The sequence below is a fragment of the Gemmatimonadales bacterium genome (genome assembly GCA_035502185.1).
Taxonomy (GTDB): Bacteria; Gemmatimonadota; Gemmatimonadetes; order Gemmatimonadales; family JACORV01; genus Fen-1245.
Genome location: DATJUT010000109.1, coordinates 1 through 18,410, shown reverse-complemented (window position 1 = coordinate 18,410; position 18,410 = coordinate 1). Strand labels below are relative to the sequence as shown.

At 72.4% G+C, this 18,410-nt stretch carries 15 protein-coding genes; 8 read left to right on the top strand and 7 right to left on the bottom strand.

Annotated features, from left to right (window positions below; genetic code table 11):
* The 3 genes from VMF70_14680 to VMF70_14670 all read left to right on the top strand — a co-directional run.
* Window positions 1-262, top strand: a 262-nt coding sequence (locus VMF70_14680) for a hypothetical protein (protein ID HTT69267.1), incomplete at its 5' end; no start/stop codon positions are given.
* Between the two features lie 95 nt (window positions 263-357).
* Complete coding sequence (locus VMF70_14675; protein HTT69266.1) at window positions 358-2,547, top strand: M6 family metalloprotease domain-containing protein; 2,190 nt, start codon at window positions 358-360, stop codon at window positions 2,545-2,547.
* Window positions 2,544-2,933, top strand: a complete 390-nt coding sequence (locus VMF70_14670; protein ID HTT69265.1) for a hypothetical protein — start codon at window positions 2,544-2,546, stop codon at window positions 2,931-2,933. The genes VMF70_14675 and VMF70_14670 overlap by 4 nt, the downstream gene beginning before the upstream one ends.
* Before the next feature lie 10 nt (window positions 2,934-2,943).
* Here the strand turns inward: VMF70_14670 and VMF70_14665 are convergent, their stop codons facing one another.
* Together VMF70_14665 and VMF70_14660 are read right to left on the bottom strand one after the other, a co-directional pair.
* Window positions 2,944-3,618 (bottom strand): phosphatase PAP2 family protein, encoded by a 675-nt coding sequence (locus VMF70_14665; GenBank protein HTT69264.1) that lies wholly within the window; start codon window positions 3,616-3,618, stop codon window positions 2,944-2,946.
* 67 nt (window positions 3,619-3,685) lie between these two features.
* Window positions 3,686-3,889: a hypothetical protein gene (locus VMF70_14660; protein ID HTT69263.1), complete on the bottom strand. Its 204-nt coding sequence runs from the start codon at window positions 3,887-3,889 to the stop codon at window positions 3,686-3,688.
* A gap of 127 nt (window positions 3,890-4,016) precedes the next feature.
* Here VMF70_14660 and VMF70_14655 point away from each other — a divergent pair, with 127 nt between their 5' ends.
* Together VMF70_14655 and VMF70_14650 are read left to right on the top strand one after the other, a co-directional pair.
* Entirely contained in the window at window positions 4,017-4,949 is a 933-nt protein-coding gene (locus VMF70_14655; protein HTT69262.1) for a M23 family metallopeptidase, read from the top strand.
* Between the two features lie 121 nt (window positions 4,950-5,070).
* Complete coding sequence (locus tag VMF70_14650) at window positions 5,071-6,720, top strand: hypothetical protein (protein ID HTT69261.1); 1,650 nt, start codon at window positions 5,071-5,073, stop codon at window positions 6,718-6,720.
* Window positions 6,721-6,822: 102 nt separating this feature from the next.
* Here VMF70_14650 and VMF70_14645 read toward each other — a convergent pair whose 3' ends face one another.
* Complete coding sequence (locus tag VMF70_14645; GenBank protein ID HTT69260.1) at window positions 6,823-8,505, bottom strand: hypothetical protein; 1,683 nt, start codon at window positions 8,503-8,505, stop codon at window positions 6,823-6,825.
* Between the two features lie 209 nt (window positions 8,506-8,714).
* On the opposite strand from VMF70_14645, the gene VMF70_14640 reads away from it, so the two are divergent.
* The 3 genes from VMF70_14640 to VMF70_14630 all read left to right on the top strand — a co-directional run bounded on the left by VMF70_14640 (window position 8,715) and on the right by VMF70_14630 (window position 13,048).
* Complete coding sequence (locus tag VMF70_14640; GenBank protein ID HTT69259.1) at window positions 8,715-10,382, top strand: hypothetical protein; 1,668 nt, start codon at window positions 8,715-8,717, stop codon at window positions 10,380-10,382.
* A gap of 84 nt (window positions 10,383-10,466) precedes the next feature.
* Entirely contained in the window at window positions 10,467-12,659 is a 2,193-nt protein-coding gene (locus tag VMF70_14635; protein HTT69258.1) for a M6 family metalloprotease domain-containing protein, read from the top strand.
* Window positions 12,656-13,048, top strand: coding sequence for a hypothetical protein (locus VMF70_14630; GenBank protein ID HTT69257.1), 393 nt, complete (start codon window positions 12,656-12,658; stop codon window positions 13,046-13,048). Before VMF70_14635 ends, VMF70_14630 begins: the two co-directional genes overlap by 4 nt.
* 42 nt (window positions 13,049-13,090) lie before the next feature.
* Here VMF70_14630 and VMF70_14625 read toward each other — a convergent pair whose 3' ends face one another.
* The 4 genes from VMF70_14625 to VMF70_14610 all read right to left on the bottom strand — a co-directional run bounded on the left by VMF70_14625 (window position 13,091) and on the right by VMF70_14610 (window position 18,225).
* Window positions 13,091-15,277 carry a leishmanolysin-related zinc metalloendopeptidase gene (locus VMF70_14625; protein HTT69256.1) on the bottom strand — a complete coding sequence of 729 codons (2,187 nt, stop codon included), beginning with the start codon at window positions 15,275-15,277 and terminating at the stop codon, window positions 13,091-13,093.
* 103 nt (window positions 15,278-15,380) lie between these two features.
* Entirely contained in the window at window positions 15,381-16,979 is a 1,599-nt protein-coding gene (locus VMF70_14620) for a hypothetical protein (GenBank protein ID HTT69255.1), read from the bottom strand.
* Between the two features lie 71 nt (window positions 16,980-17,050).
* On the bottom strand, window positions 17,051-17,812 hold the full coding sequence (locus VMF70_14615) for a metal-dependent transcriptional regulator (protein ID HTT69254.1): 762 nt from the start codon (window positions 17,810-17,812) through the stop codon (window positions 17,051-17,053).
* On the bottom strand, window positions 17,809-18,225 hold the full coding sequence (locus VMF70_14610) for a universal stress protein (protein ID HTT69253.1): 417 nt from the start codon (window positions 18,223-18,225) through the stop codon (window positions 17,809-17,811). Before VMF70_14610 ends, VMF70_14615 begins: the two co-directional genes overlap by 4 nt.
* Window positions 18,226-18,410 lie beyond the last annotated feature (185 nt).

Here is an 18,410-nt window from a genome sequence, read left to right as displayed (position 1 = left end):
GGGCTACGACTCCACCCTGGCGACGACCGCGCCGCTGGGCAAAGGCCTGTTCGATTTCGACACCCCGTTCCATGTGTCACCCAGCTTCATCGTCAACCTGACCGGCGGTTACACCTTCCTCGTCGGCAACGTCGAGGTCCGACCGCAGTTCTTCGTGGACAACGTGTTCGACCTGAGATACACGCTGAAGGGCGCCTTCTTCGCCGGCGCCCAGGTCGGCAAGCCGCGGACCTTCCAGTTCAGGGTGAGTCTGGGTGTCTGAACAACTCGCGGCCCGGATCGTCCAACGCCTGAGGGTCGGGCGTTCGGACAATCCGCGGCCGTGGGCGAACCGGCGCCGGGGTCAGGGGGCACCTGATGGTTGACCGTTGGGTCACCACGGCAGCGATACTCGCGCTCGGCGCGCTGGTCGTGCCGGACGCGCTCGCGGCCCAGAACCAGCCGGTCCGCGCCTGGGAGCCGAAGGGCTTCGACTTCACGCCGAACGGCGTGTGGCGGAACAAGGCGAAGCAGGTCCTCGCGGCGCGCGCCGCGGCGTTGGCGCGCGCCGATTTCGCGTCGCTCAATCGCCCGCTCGGCCTGGCCGGACCCGCGCCGTCGCCCCTGGCGGTGACGGGCGTGCTGCGGATCCCGGTGCTGCTGGTGCGCTTCAGGGACACCGACACCACGACGGTGGCGGCGCCGAGCGCATACGACAGCGTCCTCCTCGGCACGACGCCGCCCGCGGGCCGGCCGTACACCGTCTACACCTTCTACCAGGAGATGTCGCACGGCCTGCTGCAGGTACAGGGGGTGGTGATCGGGTGGATCACGCTCGACTCGGCCAACGCGTGGTACGCGGGACCGGGCAGCTGCGACGGCCTGGGCGGCTGCGGCCACGTCCCGCAGCTCATCCGCCAGGCCGTGCTGCACGCCGACTCCACGGGTCTGGACTGGGGCCAGTTCGACAACGACGGGCCCGACGGCATCCCGAACTCCGGCGACGACGACGGCGAGGTGGATCTGGTCTGGCTCATCCACCCCACGCCCGGCGCCGAGTGCCTGGTCAACGGCGACATCTGGTCCCACCGCTACTACTACAGCGGATGGACGGGGGCGCCGCTGGCGACCAGCACGCCCGCGCACAACGGCGGCAGAATCCTGGTGGACAACTACACCATCCAGAGCGGCGTGGGCGGCGTCACGGGATGCGATCCGACCCAGATCATGGCGCCGGGCACCATCGGCCACGAGACGGGCCACGGCCTGTTCCTGCCCGACCTGTACGACACCAGCCAGAACACCGAGGGCATCGGCGAGTGGGGACTGATGGGATCCGGCAACTGGTCGCGGCCCTTCAGTCCCTCGCACATGGAGTCGTTCTCGCTGTCGCGGCTCGGCTGGGTGACGGTGCGCCAGCTCGCGACGTCGGGGGACTACCGCCTCGGGCCGATCGAGGCCGGGGACACGGCGTTCCTCGTGCAGCCGACGGTGCCGAACCCGCGCGGCGAGTACTTCATGCTCGAGAACCGCCAGGCCCTGCTCGCTGACACGGCCCTGATCGCGAAGCACGGCGGTGGCGGGCTGCTGATCTGGCACATCGACTCGACCCAGTACGCCTACAACACGCTGCCCTACAACACCGTCAACGTCGGGCTCGTCCACGGGGTCGCGCTCGAGCAGGCCGACGGGCTGGGCAACCTGGACTGCACCTATCCGTCGGCGTGCAACAACCGCGGCGACGCGGGGGACCCGTACCCCGGGGACAGCGGCCGCTCGACCTTCGGTCCCCGCTCGCGGCCGGCGCCGGTGATGAACGGCGGCGGCGGCTTTCCGGGCTTCGCGCTCGACTCGATCCGGCAGGTGGTCCCGAACGGCGAGGTGGCCTTCCGGCTGCGGTTCGGCGCCCTGTCCACCATCGGCGGGAGCGACACGGCGGTGTACGTGCGGGTGCGGGGGGTCGCCTACCACGCCTACCAGGACCTGCTGGGCGACGGCGACACGCTGACGGTTTCGGTCGATTCCGTCCAGCTCAGCGCGAACGGCCGCGCCTCGTTCCTCTACCGGTCGTGGTCGGACGGGGGCGCGCGCACGCACGTGGCCGCCGGATCATCGGCCGGCGTCACGCTCACGGCCCAGATGGCCGCCGCCTACCTGGTCAGAGACTCGGTGGCGGGCGGCGGCACGATCACGTCCTCGGTCCCCATCGCCGCGCCCGGCGGGAGCCTGGTGGCGGGCGGGGACAGCGTGGTCCTCACGGCGGTGCCGGCCCCCGGCCAGGCGTTCGTCGGCTGGACGGGGGACACGACGGCGAGCGCCGCCGCGCTGGTGCTGCGGGTGGTGCGGCCGTATGCGGTCACGGCCAGCTTCGCCGCTGTCACCGACGTGGTGAGCCAGCTGCTCACCGGGACCAGCGACCTGACGGCCGCGCAGCTCGCCACCCTCGATCAGCTGGGGAACGGCAACGGGCGGTTCGACCTGGGCGACTTCGTCGCCTGGCTGGACCGGAATCCCGGGGTGCTGAGCGCCGCGGCCGTCGCCCGGGCGCTCGGGAGCGTGCGGCGATGAGGCGCCTGCTGCTCGGCCTCGTGCTGGCGGCGGCCGCGTGCAGCGGCGAGCAGGGACCCGTGGCCGGCGAGCTGTCCATCCGCGTGGCCACGCCGCGCGCGGGCGACCGCGCGCTGCTGTTCGTCGTCACCGGGCGGCAGACCGGCGTGACGGCTGCCCCCGGCTCCGGCTACCTGGTGTTCGCGGCGGCGGGCGCCGGCGACACGACGCGCATCGTGGTGGCGGCCCCGGCCGGCCGCGGCATCGCGGCCGGCGAGGTGGCGCGCATCGCCGTCGCCGACGTGCGCCAGGCGGGTTCCTACGCGGTGCGCCTCGCCGACGTGGCCGCCGCCACCTACGCCGTCGGCGACACGGCGGGCGTCAGCCTCACCGTCGTGAAGCCGTGAGGCCCTGCGATCACGGCGCGGGCACCCCACCCCTCCGGCCGTCCGCCGCGGCCGTCGCGTCGGCGCGTCCCCACGCGATCCACATCGCCCACCCCACGGCCCAGCCGAGCGTCGCACCGAAGGTCACGTCGCTGAGGTAGTGGGCGTGCGACAGGACGCGCGTCGCGGCGCACCCCGACGCGAGAGCGAAGAGCACCCACCGCAGGCGCGGAAACAGCCGCGCCGCCACCGTCGCGGCCGCGAACGCGACCATCGCGTGGCTGCTCGGCGTCGCGAGCCCGGCGGTCGAGAGAGGGTGCTCGCTCCACGCCCGGAACATCCAGTGGCCCGCGTCCACGCCCGGCCGCTCGCGTCGGATCACCAGCTTCATCACCTCACACAACAGGCCGCTCGCGACTACCGACCCGGCCAGGAGGATCGCCTGCCGCCTCGCGAGGACCGCGTCGGCTGAGCGACGCTGCAGCCAGAGCGCCAGGGATGCCAGCGCCCACGTCGGCCACCATCCCATCAGGCGCAGCAACCGCGCCCAGTCGAGATCGTAGAGGTTGGGGCGGTACACGTGCGCGAACATCCAGTGGTCGAGCGACGCCGGCACGAGCAGGCAGGCCAACATCGCCAGCGTCGCGACCGTCACCCGGACGGTGAGCGGAGCCCCGGCGTACGACTTCCGGAGGTCGCGGCTCATGGGCGCGCAGCGGCGGGCCCGCCACCTGCCGGGCGGACCCGAAACAGGACCGGCCAGAGCTTCCCCGTCAGGAGCAGCTCGCCGCCGCCGGCCGTCGCGATCCCGTTTTGCTCTCGAACAGGACCGCCCGCGGACACCAGGCCCTGGGTGTACGCGTCGAGTCGTGCGGGTAGCGGGCCACGATCTCGAACGGCTCCCGTTCGGCCGGCCGGCCGCAGCCCGCCACCACGTCGGCCACCGCCAGCCAGCACCCGGGCGGCCTGATTCTCATTCGCCACCTCCCGTCCTGCCTTGACGACGCTTCCAGCCCGTGATACGGTAGGATACCCTGCGGCTCCCCCCTTCGCCCGCCGCGCCGGTTGCGCGGGCCACTTTGCCACTACATCCGTCGGAGCGTCATGGCGCAACGCCGCTGGACGGTCCTCTTCGTCCCGCACGGCTCGAGCGGCACGCGGTCCCTCCGCGCGTCCGGGACCGCGCTGACGCTGGTCGGCGCCCTCGCCGCGGTCGCCGCCGCGTCCGCGCTCGCGGCTGCCATCGGCGTGGTGTGGCACGGCGTGGCGCTGTCGCGCAGCCTGCGGCTGGAGCGCGCCAACCGGGCCCTGGCCGTCGAGGTGGCGCGTCTGGGCCACCGTGCCGGCCAACTGTCGGACAGCCTGGCGAGCCTGTCGCGACGTGACGACGAGGTACGCCTGGTGGCGGGGCTCGCGCCGCTGAGTCTCGACGTCAAGCGCGCCGGCATCGGCGGGCCCGTCGGCCCCTGGCCCAATCGCGATCGGCTGTTGACCGATGGCGGAACCGTCGGCCGCGAGGCGTTCGGGGTCCACACGGATCTCGACGCGCTCCTGCGGCAGGCGAACATCATCGCGACCTCCGCCAAGCAGGCCGCTGACAGCCTGACCGCACGGATCGGCGAGCTGGCGGCGAAGCCGTCCATCATGCCGACGGCGGGCCTCATCAGCAGCCGGTTCGCTTCCATACGATATCACCCGATCCTGCACGAGAACCTCCCGCACGAGGGCATCGACATCACCGCGGCGCCCGGCACGCGCATCCTGGCTCCCGCCGCCGGCCGTGTCGTCAAGGTGGGGTGGGAGAGCGGGTACGGACTCATGGTGGTGCTCGACCACGGGTATGGCCTCGAGACACGCTACGCCCACATGTCGCGTACGGCGGCGCAGGTGGGGGCCGACGTCAAGCGCGGCGACCTGCTCGGCTTCGTCGGCTCCACGGGCCTCTCGACCGGCCCCCACCTCCACTACGAGGTGCGGATCAACGGGCGCCCGGTGGACCCGCTGCGGTACGTCCTGCCCGACGACTTCGCGGACTGAGACCGAGGGGAAAGCCCGACCGGCCTCCGGCCCGGGCGAGCGGCCGGACCCCTGAGACCGGCAGTCTTCGCACTCGCCGCCGGCGTTACCCCGTCCGCATCCGGGCGGCCTTTCTATCTGGATGCCGCGGACACCGCTGGTGTTTGCCCTGGGCGCCTCCCTCGCCGCCGGGTGCACGTCGTCGGACAGGACGCTGACGAACGGGCCGTTGCCGCCGTGTGCCGGCGCCGCCTCGACGGTGACCCTCGGCGTCGGCGCCTACACCACCTACGACATCGCCTCCGATTCGGGCTGCGCCGTCTTCCCGGCCAACCCGTCGCCGTCGGACTCGGCCGAGTACCTGGTCGTGGTGCAGGCCGCCGGCGGCTCCCCGGGTGACTCGGCGCCGTATCGGATCGAGGCCGACCTCGCGAGGTCCGGGCCGGCTCGTGGGACGGCCGCCGTCCCGCCTCGGCATGCGCCCGCCGGCGGAGCGATCCAGGCCGCCTTCGAGCAGCGCCTGCGCGAGCGCGCCCGGCGGCGGGCCGCCGCGCGGGCCGGCCCGGTTTTCCGCGGCGCCGCCGCGGCCGCCGCCGTCGTGCCGCCCACCGTCGGCAGCCTGCGGTCGTTCTCGGTGTGCTCCGACCTGAACTGCACCGCCTACGGGCCGGTGACGGCACGGGCCCTGGATGTCGGCGCCCACGTCGCGCTCTACGAGGACACGCTCGCCCCCGCCGACGGGTTCGCCCCGGCGGACCTCGTCGCCCTGGAGCGGGTGTTCGACACCCGCGTCTATCCGCTCGACACGCTGGCGTTCGGCCGCGAGTCGGACACCGACGGCAACGGCGTCGTGATCGTGCTCCTCACCAACGCCGTGAACCGGCTCGTGACGGCGAGCCAGTGCGACACGGGCGGCTACATCACCGGCTTCTTCGACGCGGCCGACCTGGATCCTGCCACCGCGGCGCAGCACAACCACGGCGAGGTGTTCTACGGCATGGTGCCGGACCCGGCCGGCATGCTGAGCTGCCCCCACGGCACGGCGCGGGTGAGCGGGATCCTTCCCGGCACCTTCGCCCACGAGTTCGAGCACATGATCAACTTCGTGCAGCACGTCCTGGTGCATGGCGGAAGGGCGGAGGACGACTGGATCGACGAGGGACTGGCCAAGTTCGCCGAGGAGCTGACGGCCAGGAGCTATCTGCCGGCCGACACGGCCAGCTTTGCGGGCGACGTCTTCCAGGACCTCTACTGCGCGGGTCAGTACCTGCTCGCGCCCGATGCCCACTTCCTGCTCACCACCACCGACCAGAGCTTCGGCGACGTGGGCGCCGGCTGGCTGTTCGTGCGCTGGCTGGTGGACCAGCGCGGCGCCGGGATCACCCGCACGCTGGTGCAGACGTCGCTGACGGGCACGGCCAACGTGACCCAGGCCGCGGGCCTGCCGTTCGCCACGCTCGCCGCCCGCTGGGCGCTGGCCAACTGGGTGTCGGACCTGCCGGGCTTCGGCGCGCCGGGCGAGCTGCGGTACGCGTCGTGGAGCTTCCGGCCGGCGTTCGCCGGCCTGAACCTCCAGGACCCGATGGACTTCCCGCGTCCGTTTCCGCTGGTGCCCGCGACCGTCACGGCCGGGGCGCTGGGCGTGAGCGGGTCGCTCCGCGCCGGCTCCGGCGTGTACCTGCTGGTGCATCAGGACGCCGGGGAAGGCCCGGACACGCTGCACGTCAACGCCGGGGCCGCGGCGCTCCCCGCATCGCTGGAGCCCCGGTTCGCGGTGATCCGGCTCCACTGACCGGGAGCGATGACGGGTCCGCGGCATCCGGCCGCAGCCGCCACGTGCCCGACGGCATCCCGCGGTCGCGCCGGGGCCGTCGCGGCTCGACTTCCGTGCCGGTCAGCGGATCCGGATCACCGAGAGGCGCGGCACGGCGATGCCCGCAGGGAGCCCCCCGGCGCCGTCGAACAGCACCGTGAAGCCCGCGCCGCCCGGTGGCTGGAGCGCGCGGACGTAGCTTCCCGAGCCCGCGCGCAGGTAGCCCGCCAGGCCGATCCCGGTCCCCGATTCGGCCACCGGCGCCAGCGGGTATGAGCCAGGGAAATCGATCGGATCCTGCTGGTTCAGCGACGCGAAGATCGACCGGAACGACCACGTGGAGTAGGTCAGCTCCGGCGGCGGCGCGAAACCGGGAAGGTCGGAGACCCACAGCGCCAGCGCCCAGCGGCTGACGGTGGTCGCGAACGGCAGCCCGGTCTGCGCCGCGACGTTCGCGGTGCCCGTGAGGGTGGTCGCCTCCAGCCGGTTGGTCAGCGCGCTGCCGAACTGGTCCACCAGGTACCGGACGTAGAGCCAGCCCGCGCCGAACTCGGCCAGCACGGTGTCGCCCGTCTGCAGCAGGAAGTAGTCCTGGGGCGCGGCCAGGTACTGGCCGGCGTCGTACAGGTCCGGGACGACGAACTGGCTGAAGGTGGCGCTGTCGGGGAGGTAGCTGCGCCCGCCGAGCTCCTCGGCGAACGACGAGAGGGCCTCGTCCAGCCACAGGTCCTCGACCGGGCCTCCCCGGACCAGCACGTGCTGGTTGAAGCCGATGAGGTGCTGCAGCTCGTGGAGAAACGTGCCGGGCAGGGTCGTCAGCACGTCCTGGATCGTGTGGGCGCAGCTCAGGGTTCCGCCCGGGTCCGCGACGACGGTGTAGAAGATCTCGCCGTGGTTGTACCGGGAGGAGGTGAAGGGGTCGAGGTCGGGCGGGAAGAAGAATCCGGCCACGTAGCCCCCGCTGTTGCACTCCGCGGCCGTCACGAGGGAGTTCACCGCGGGCGTCATGAGCACGATCACGACACCGTTGCTGTCGATGTCCGAGACGCCGCCGAAGGCCGCCGTGTCCACGGCATACACGTGGGTGTCGAACGTCTGGGTGAGCGCGACGATCTGAGCGGAGTCGAGCCCGCCCGCCGGCGCCAGGGTGTCCACGTACACCGCCACGTGCGCACCCAGCGAGCGGACACGGGCCGTGACCGGCTTGAAGACGCCGCAATCGTGCGACGCGCAGACGGTGAAGGTGCGCAGGGAGCCGAGGTCCGGGGGCGCCACGGCCTTCGCCGGGGGGACGCCGGCGCCCGCGGGCGCCGGCGCCCGCTGTGCGCGCAAGCCCGCGCCGTGCGTGCGCCCCAGCTCGCGCATCAGGCGGTCGAACGCGCGCGCGACCGGTGCGCGGCTGCGGAGCGCCGCCGCCCACCCGAGCCGCGCCACCGGAACGGCCCGCTGCGCCGCGGCGACGACGCCGGCGAGCCCGCCGCTCCGGAGCTGGAACGCGGCCGAGTCGCCCGGCGGCCCGCCGGCCGACTGCGCGATCACCAGGTACTCGGCCGAGTCGCCGGCCGAGGCGTTCTTCGGGAAGGCCACGCACCCCGAATCCGTGGCCGGGTCGAGCGTCACGTAGGCGGCGACGGCCAGCGAGACGGGCGTGGTCAACGGCGTGGAACAGGGAGGCGTCGCCGCGCCCGTGGTACTGGCGTGCTCGGCGCTGCAGGCGCTCGCGAGTGCGAGGGCCGCCAGCAGCGGAATGACGCGAGGAGACATGTCGTGGCCCGACGCGGGGTGGCCGGCGCGGCGTCACCGCGTTCGCGGTGCGCCGCTGTGTGCCCGGGCTACCCCCGGGCGGCGCGCCGGGTTCCGCGCCCGGGTCCACGCGAACAAACGGTGCGGCGCGGCGTCTAAGGGAGGTTGGAATCCCACCCGGACGGGGCCCGGTCCCGCCGGAACCGGAGTCGCAGCCACAGGGAGCGGTGATGAGTCGAGCCTGGCTGGTGATCACGACGCTGGGGCTGGTGGCCGCCGCGGCCGACGGTTGCTCCGAGAAGAGCGCCACCGCCCACGGCCCGCTCCCGGCCTGCGCCACGGTCGCATCGCCCGTGAACCTGGGTGTGGGCGCCTACGCCGCGTACGACATCACGGCCGATTCCGGCTGCGCCGTCTTTCCGGCGAACGCCTCCACGACCGACTCCGCGGAGTACCTCGTGGTCGTCCAGTCGGCCGGCGGGCCGCCGGGCGACTCCTCGGGCTACCGGGTCGAGGCGGACCGCGCCGCGGCCCTTGCGTCCGCGGCGCCGGCGCTGCGTGCCGCCCTCGCGCCGGCTCCAGGACGCCACGCGGCACAGGTGGCGCTCGACCACGCGCTCCACGCGCGTGCGCGCCGGCTGAGCCTGGCAGGCCGCCCACCGGCCGCGGCGCGGAGCCGGCAGGCGGCGATCGCCACCGCCGTCACGCCCCCCACCGTCGGGAGCGTGAAGGCGTTCTCGGTCTGCGCCAACATGACCTGCACCGCGTACGCGCCGATCGCGGCCCGGGCGCTGGTCGTCGGCACCCACGTGGCGCTCTACGAGGACACCCTCGCGCCCGCCAACGGTCTGAGCGCCGCGGACATCGACTCCATCGCGCAGATCCTCGACACGCGCGTCTACGCGCTGGACACGCTCGCGTTCGGCCACGAGTCGGACGTGGACAGCAACGGCGTGGTCCTGGTGGTCCTGACCAACGTGGTCAACCAGATGGTGACGGCGTCGCAATGCACCTCGACCGGCTACGTGACCGGGTTCTTCGACGCCACCGACCTCGCGCCGGCCACGGCGGCGCAGCACAACGACGGCGAGGTGTACTTCGGCCTGGTGCCGGACCCCGCCGGGACGCTCAGCTGCGCGCACAGCGTGGCGGAGGTGGTGGGTGAGACCGCGCCGTCGTTCGCGCACGAGTTCGAGTACCTGATCAACTTCGTCCAGCACGTGCTGGTGCGCGGCGCGCCGCCGGAGGACGAGTGGCTCGACGAGGCGCTGGCGAACTACGCGATCGAGCTCACGGCCGACAGCTACCTGCCGGCCGACACGACCTCCTGGATCAACACCGTGTTCGACAATCTCTACGACGCCTACCAGTACCTCGCGGCGCCGGACGAGCACTTCCTGCTCGCCACCAGCAACCTGGCCCCGGCCGACGACGGCGCCGGCTGGCTGTACATGCGCTACCTGGTGGACCAGATGGGGATCGGGATCACCCGCAGGCTGGTGCAGTCCGCGATGACCGGGACCGGCAACATCACCCAGGCGACCGGCCTGCCGTTCGCGACCACCGCCGAGCGCTGGGCGCTGACCAACTGGGTCTCCGACCTGTTGAATTTCTCGGCGCCCGGGGAGCTGACCTACACTTCCTGGTCGTTCCGCACCATCTTCGGCGAGCTGTACTCGCTGGACCCGGCCGACTTCCCGCTCGCCTTCCCGCTCAGCCCGACCGTCGTGACGTCCGGCACGCTCGACGTGAGCGGCTCGCTCCGCGCCGGCTCCGGCCTGTACCTGCTGGTGCACCAGGGCCCCCGCGGCGGCCCGGACACGCTGCACGTGAATGCCGGGAGCGCCGCGCTTCCCGCGACGCTGGTGCCGCAGTTCGCGGTGATCCGGCTGCACTGACCCCGGCCGGTGACGGCCGACACAACCGATCCGGAACCGCGGCCCTGTGCCTGGCCGCCGCGCCCTCGCCATACTTGTGGTACGATGAGACGCCCACCTATCCTCCCCGTCGCCGCCGCGGCCCTGCTGGCCGTCGCGACGCTCGCGCCCGGCACGCTCGCGGCCCAGAACCAGCCCGTGCGCGACTGGGAGCCGAAGGGCTTCGACTTCACTCCGAACGGCGTGTGGCGGAACAAGGCCAAGCGCGTGCTGGCGGCGCGAGCGGCCGCGATGGCCCGGGCGGACTTCCTGTCCCTTAACCGGCCGCTCAGCCTCGCCGGCCCCGCGCCCACGAGTCTGGCCGTGACCGGCGTGCTGCGCATCCCGGTCCTCCTGGTGCGCTACAAGGACACGCCCGACTCCGCCCTCTACGCGCCTAGCACGTACGACAGCGTCCTCCTCGGCGCCACGCCACCGGCCGGCAGACCGTACACCGTGTACACCTTCTACCAGGAGATCTCCGGCGGGATGCTGAAGGTCCAGGGCGTCGTGATCGGCTGGATCACGCTCGACTCGGCCAACGCCTGGTACGCGGGCCCCGGCAGCTGCGATGGACTCGGGAGCTGCGGGCACGTGGCGGCGCTCATCAGGCAGGCCGTGCTGCACGCCGACTCGACGGGGCTCGACTGGGGCCAGTTCGACAACGACGGTCCCGATGGCATCCCGAATTCGGGCGACGACGACGGGTTTGTGGACCTCGTCTGGCTCATCCACCCGACTCCGGGCGCGGAGTGCCGGATCAACGGCGACATCTGGTCGCACCGCTACTACTACAGCGGGTGGACGGGCGTGCCCCTGGCCACGAGCACTCCGGCCAAGGGCGGCGGCACGATCCTGGTGGACAACTACACCATCCAGAGCGGCGTGGGTGGCATCACGGGGTGCGACCCGACGCAGATCATGGCGCCGGGGACGATCGGCCACGAGACGGGCCACGGCCTGTTCCTGCCGGACCTCTACGACACCAGCCTCGAGACCGAGGGCATCGGCGAGTGGGGATTGATGGGCTCCGGCAATTGGTCGCGGCCCTACAGCCCCTCGCACATGGAGTCGTTCTCCCTGTCGCAGCTCGGCTGGGTCACGGTGCGCCAGCTGACCACCTCGGGGACGTACCGCCTCGGACCGATCGAGACCGGGGACACGACCTTCCTGGTGCGGCCCACCGTGGCGAACCCTCGTGGGGAGTACTTCCTGATCGAGAACCGCGAGGCGCTGCTCTCGGACACCGCACTCATCGAGAAGCACGGCGGCGGCGGCTTGCTGATCTGGCACGTTGACTCGGCCCAGTTCGTCAACAACACGCTGCCTTACAACTACGTCAACGTCGGGTCCATCCACGGCGTGGCGCTGGAGCAGGCCGACGGGCTGGGGAACCTGGACTGCACGTATCCGGCGGCGTGCGACAACCGCGGCGACGCCGGCGATCCGTACCCCGGCGACAGCGACCGCACGGTCTTCGGCCCCCGCACGCATCCGGCGCCCGCGATGAACAGCACCGGCGGCTTCCCGGGCTTCGAGCTCGACTCGATCCGGCAAGCGGTCCCGAACGGCGAGATGGATTTCCGCCTGCGCTTCGGCTCGTTGTCCACCATCCGCGGCAGCGACACGTCGGTGTACGTCCGGGTGCGGGGAACGGCGTACCACAGCTATCAGGACCTGTTCGGCGACGGCGACACGGTCACCGTGTCGGCGGACTCCGTGCAGCAGACGCCCGACGGCAGGGCCACGTTCCTCTACCGGTCGTGGTCGGACGGCGGGGCGCGCAGCCACGTGGCGACGGGCTCGTCGGCCGGCGGCACGTTCACCGCCCTGATGGCGGCGGCCTACCTCCTGAAGGACTCGGTGGCCGGCGTGGGCTCCATCACGTCCACGGTCGCCATCGGCGCGTCAGGGAGCATGCTGGCGGGGGGCGACAGCGTCGCGCTGACGGCGGTGCCCGGATCAGGGCAGGCGTTCGTCGGCTGGACCGGCGATACCACGGCCAGCGCCACCGTCCTGGTGCTGCATGTTGCCAGACCGTACGCGGTCACGGCTAACTTCGCCGCCACGAACGACGTGGTGAACCAGCTGCTCACGGGCACGAGCGGCCTCACGGCGGCACAGCTGCAGACGCTGGACCAGCTGGGGAACAACAACGGGCGCTTCGACCTGGGAGACTTCGTCGCCTGGCTGGATCGGAATCCTGGAGCGCTGAGCGCGGCCGCGGTGGCCCGCGTGCTGGCGGGCGCGCGGCCATGAGGCGCTTCCTCGCGGTGCTGGCGGTGGCGGCCGCGGCGTGCAGCGGCGAGGCCGGCCCGGTCGCCGGAGAGCTGGCCATCCGGCTGACCACCCCTCGTTCGACCGACCGGGCCCTGATGTTCGTGCTGACAGGGCGGCAGTCCGGCGTGACCGCCGCTCCCGCCTCGGGCTACCTAGTGTTCGCGAAGCCGGCGTCGGCCGGCGACACGACCCGCATCGTGGTGGCGGCGCCCGCCGGGCGCGGCATCGCCGCCGGCGAGGTGGCGCGCATCAGCGTCGCCGACGACCGGGCGGTGAGCGCTTACGCGGTCCGGCTCAGCGACGTGGCCGCGGCCAACTACGCCGTCGGCGATACCACGGGCGTCAGCCTCAGCGTGGTCAAGCCCTAAGTCCCCGCCTCCCGCTTGGCGCCGGGCTGCACGCGGGTGCCCTCAGCGCTGCCGTACTCCGATCACCCGGCCCGACACGTCCACGAGATAGATGGGCCCGTGCCGGATGTCGTCGCCGAGGAGTACCCGACCCGCACTACCGGCCGCCGGCACCGTGTACGTGCGCACGAAGGAGTCGGCCGCGTCGTAGTTCACCGAGTACCCCAGGTCCTCCTGCGCCGCGACGGTGATCAGGCTCAGTGGGTTGGCGCCGGCGTTGACGTACCCCGTCATGAGCTCATTGACAAAGACCGGCTCGCGCCAGTGTGAATTCACCGTGCCCGCACCGCATCCGACCGGTGAGGACGCGCCGCAGTTCTCCACCGGGACCTTGTTCCCGCCCGGCGGGCTGAGACTCGCGCCCGTATAGGAAGTGCCGCCGATCGAGTCGAATGCCGCCCGAGCTTTCGCGCAGCTGAAGTAGGTGTCCTGGGGGTTGCCCACGCCGGACGTGTCCTGAAGACAGTTTGCGAAGATCCCGTACTGAGGCGTGGGCGGACCCCACAAGGTGCCGAAGCCAATCACGTGCGACATCTCGTGGAGCACGACGACGTTCAGCAGTCCGTTGGTGATCAGGTTGGCGACATCGGCGGTATCGAGCACGATCACGCCCACCGCCGTGAGCCCGGCGCTCGTCCCGTTCGCGCGGACCAGGCACGGGCCCGCCTCCCCCAGGATATTGTTGGGCCCGTCAATCGAATCGAACTTCACCTGGATCAGCAGGTTCGTGATGGTCTGGTTGATGGCCGGCGTCCCCGCCGCGCAGGTGCCGGCAGGCTCGCTGATGGTGATGGGCTGGATCGGCCGGTAGATGATCCTCTGCCACTTGGCAACGGCGGAGTCCACCGCCGCCGACTCCGCCACCGACGGCGCTGGGCCGAAGAACTGGATCTGGATGGTGTACCCGGGGGCCACGGACGTATCCGTGAACGTGATCGGGTTCCCGGCGATGCCGGAGCCCGTGACGGTGGCGGTGAGGGTGTTCACCCCGGCGCCTCCGCCGAGCGTCCACTTGCCCACCTGCGCCATGCCGGCCGCGTTGGTCGTGGCCGTCCCGCCCGTCACGCTCCCGCCGCCGCCCGTCACCGCGAATGTGACCGTCGCATTCGGCACCGGGCCACTGCCCGCGTCCGTTACGAGTACGGCCGGCCGGACGTTGACCCCGTAGCCTTCGAGGCCCGGCTGGTTGTTGCCGACCAGGATGGCGACGTTCGCCGGCGCGCCCACGGTGGTGGAGGTCGCCGTGAAGGCGACGGGGTTGCCCGCGATGCCGCTGCCGGTCACGGTCGCCACCAGCGAGTCCGTGCCGACGGTGCCCAGGATCCAGCTTCCGACGGCGGCGACGCCGCTGGCGTTGGTGGTCTGGGTCCCCCCCGTGACGGAGCTGCCGTTCTTCCCGGAGAAGGTGACCGTGACCCCCGGCACCGGGTTGTTGAACGTGTCCTGGACCAGCACTGCCGGCGCGATGGCGACGGAGGCGCCGCTGCTCCGGGTCTGGCCGTCACCCGCCTGCTTGCTGACGCTCTTGGCCGCACCCGGCGTGGCGGTGGCGCTGAAGGCCGCCGGCACGGCGCCGCCGCCGACGCTGGCCGACACCCCCTGGTTGCCCGCGGCCGGCCCTAGCGTCCACGTCGTCTGCGCCTGGCCGTTGGCTCCCGTGGCCGGGGTCGGCGTGCCCAGGCTGCCGGCGCCGGTCGTCACCGCGAACGTCACGGTGGCTCCGGCGATGGGCGTCCCCGTGGAGTCCACCACCTTGACCAGCAGCGGCTGCGTCAGCGCCTTGCCCACGGTATTGGTCTGCGCATCGCCCGACACCTTGCTGATCTGCGCCGCGACCTGAAGGACGGTGACCGCCGCCGTCTTGTTGGCGGCGCCGGAGGTCGCGGTGATCTGGACGGCGCCGACGGCCACCGCGGTCGCCACTCCCGTGCCGCTAACCACCTTCACCACCGTCGTGTCGCTCGAGGTCCAGGTCACGACGGCAGTCGAGATCGGCCGCCCGTTCTGGTCGTTGACCACGGCCTGGAATTGCTGGGTCCGGCCGATGGCCCTGAGCGTGTCGGCCCCGGGCGTGATGACGATCGCGGTCGCCACGGTGGACGGCTCCGAGCTGCTCGTGCAGGTGACCACCAGCAACGGGAGCGCGAGGGCCACGAGCGCGAGACTCGCCCGACGCTTCAGCGTGTTCATGGATGCTCCACAGGAAAGTGGATCGGCTGCCGAAATCGTAGTCGCGCCCGCGGCCACCAGCAAGGTCGCCGTGGCCGCCCAGCCGCCTCGGGATTCCCGGCGCTCAGCGCCGCAGCGTCCGGACCACCCGACCGACCGCGTCCACCACCAGGATGGGCCCGCTCCGGATGTCGTCGCCGAGGAACAGCGCCGCCGCGCCGCCGGCGGCCGGCGCGTTGAAGGTGTGGACGTACGTGTCCGCTGCGGCGTAGTTCACCGTGTACCCCAGGTCTTCCTGGGCCGCCACGGTCATAATGCTGAGCGGGTTGGCACCGTTGTTGATGTAGCCGGTCATCAGCTCGTTGGTGAACACCGGCTCGCGCCAGTGCCCGTTCACCGTGCCCGCGCCGCAACCGGCGGGCGACGACGTCCCGCAGTTCTCCACCGGGACCCTGTTGCCGCCCGGCGGGAAGCTCACGCCCGTGTACGTCGTGCCGCCGAGGGAATCGAACGCGGCCCGGGCCTTCGGACAGCTGAAGTAGGTGTCCAGCACGTCGCCCGACGAGGACGGCAGCTGCAGGCAGTCGTTCGGCGGGTTGTCCCACAACGTGCCGAAACCGATCACGTGCCCCATCTCGTGCAGCATGACTTCGTTGAGCTGGCCGCTCGCGGTCAGGTTGGCGATGTCGGCCGTGTCGAACTCCATCACCCCCACCGCCGTCAGGCCGTTGGTGTTGCGGACCAGGCACGGCCCCGCCTGACCGAGGATCTTGCCGGGCCCGTCGATGGAGTCGAACTGGGCCAGGATCAGCAGGTTGTTGATCGTGCCGACCACGGCCGGCGTCCCGGTCCCGCAGGTGCCCGCGGGAGCCTGGCCCGCAGAGAAGGTGATGGGGCCGATGGGCCGGTAGACGATCTGCTGCCACCGCGTCACGGCCGCGGTGATCGCCGCCTTCACCGGGTCCGACGGCGCGGGGCCGAAGTACTGGACCTGGATCGTGTAGCCGCCCGCCACCGCCGTGTCGCTGAAAGCGAGGGGGCTGCCCCGCACCCCGGCGCCCGACACCGTGGCCGTGAGCGTGTTGACGCCGGCCGACCCGCCCAGCGTCCAGGCGGCCACCTGGGCGACGCCGGCCGCGCTGGTCGTCGCCGTCCCGCCCGTCACGCTGCCGCCGCCGCCCGTGACCGCGAAGGTGACCGTGGCGTTCGCGACCGGAGCGCCGTTCACGTCGGTCACGACGACGGCCGGCCGCCAGTTGACGCCGTAGCCCACCAGGCCGGGCTGGTTGTTCCCCGAGAGCACGACCACGTTGGCCGGTCCCGTCGCCGGCTGCGCCCAACCCGTGAACGTCGCGGGCGTCGCCCCCTTCGCGCTCGCCGTCACGGTCTCGGTGCCGACGCTCCCGCCCAGGGTCCACGTCGTCTGCGCCTGGCCGCTGCCGTCGGTCACGGCGACCAGCGCGCCGAGACTCCCGCCGCCGCTCGCCACCGCGAAAGTGACCGTGTCGCCGCTCACGGTGCCGCCGCCGACCGCGTTCACCTGGACGACGAGCGGCTGCGCCAGGAGCTGCCCCGGCAAGGCCCCCTGGCCGTCGCCCGAGACCTTCACGAGCGCGGCGGTGGTCTTGGGCTCCGTGCCGCCGCTGCAGGCGTGCAGCAGCAACGGCACTGCCAGCGCGGCGAGCGTCAGCGGCACGCGGCGCGATCCGGTGAACCTCGGCATCATGGACTCCTCGAAGGTCGCGAAGCCGGCGAATCGTAGTCCGCCCGCCGGTCACCTGCCTGTGATACCCGTCACCCCTCGCGCTTGTGCGCGGTACCGCGCACGCCCGCCCCCGCCCTCGCCCGCCGCTCCGGCGCGCCGCGCGGCCGCACCAGGATGCGCTCCGCCAGCGCCGTGCCCACGACCCGCCGCGCGCGCCCGATCGCCAGGGTGATGGGCCCGCCGAACGGCGCGCGGTCCACGACCCGCACCGTGCTGCCGAGCCTGATCGAGAGGTCGTCCAGGTAGCGGAGCAGCGACGGGTCGTCGTCGGAGACCTGCATCACGTCGGCGCTCGCGCCCGCGGCCAGCTCCACCAGGGGCCGGTAGGCCGCCTCCGCGACCCTCCCCTCGCGGCTGGGGATCGGCGCGCCGTGCGGATCGACGGTGGGCTCGCCGATGGCCCGCGCCATCCGGTCCACCACGGCGTCCGACGCGGCGTGCTCGAGCCGCTCCGCCTCCACGTCCACCTCGTCCCATCGGTAGCCCAGCGCGTGCACGAGATAGGCCTCGATCACGCGGTGCCGCCGGATGGTGCGGAGCGCCGCCAGCCGGCCGGGCGCCGTCAGCCGCACGCCGCGGTAGCGCCGGTGGGTCAGGAGACCCTGCCCCGCGAGCCGGCGCACCATGCCGGTGACCGACGCCGGCGCCACCCGCAGCCGCTCCGCCAGGTCCGTGGTCGCCGCGGGCCGGCCGGCCCGCTCCAGCTCGTAAACCGCCTTGAGGTAGTCCTCGACCGGCGCGGTGAGTCCGCGCGCCTCCCTCGAAGCCTGCGCCGGCGGCACCCGGCTCACTTCGCCCTGAGGAGCAACACCGGCACGCGGACGCGGTGCTGCACGCGGCTCGCGGTCACGCCGAAGAAGAGGTCGCCCAGGAGGCGGTGCCCGTGCGTGCTCATCGCCACCAGGTCGCAGTCCCGCTGCTCCACCCACTTGACGATCTCGTCCACCGGACCGCCGTACGCCAGCTCGGCCTGCGCTTCGATTCCCGCGGCGTCGAATTCCCGTCGCACCCGCTCCAGGTACCCCGTGTCTTCGGCGATTTCGGGACTGATGGCGTCGGCGCCGTGCGTGCGGGCCGCCCAGCCGTCGGCCACGTGGAGGAGCACGACCCGGCTCCCCGCCAGCTTCGCCAGCCGCAGCACGTGCTCGACGATCGCGCGGTCGGTCGGGGTCGCGTCGAGGGTTACGAGGATCTTGCGGTACACCCGGGCGCTCCGGATCTCACGAGCCGACGAGGACCCGCCACGACTGGCGCAGGGCGTCCGGCAGTCCGTAGAAGTCGAACGCGGTGATGAGCAGCGCGGAGCCCCAGCCCGCCGCCATCAGGAACCAGCCGATGCGCCACTTGCCCATCCTCCTGCGGGAGCTGGCGAAGTGCAGTAGCGGGAAC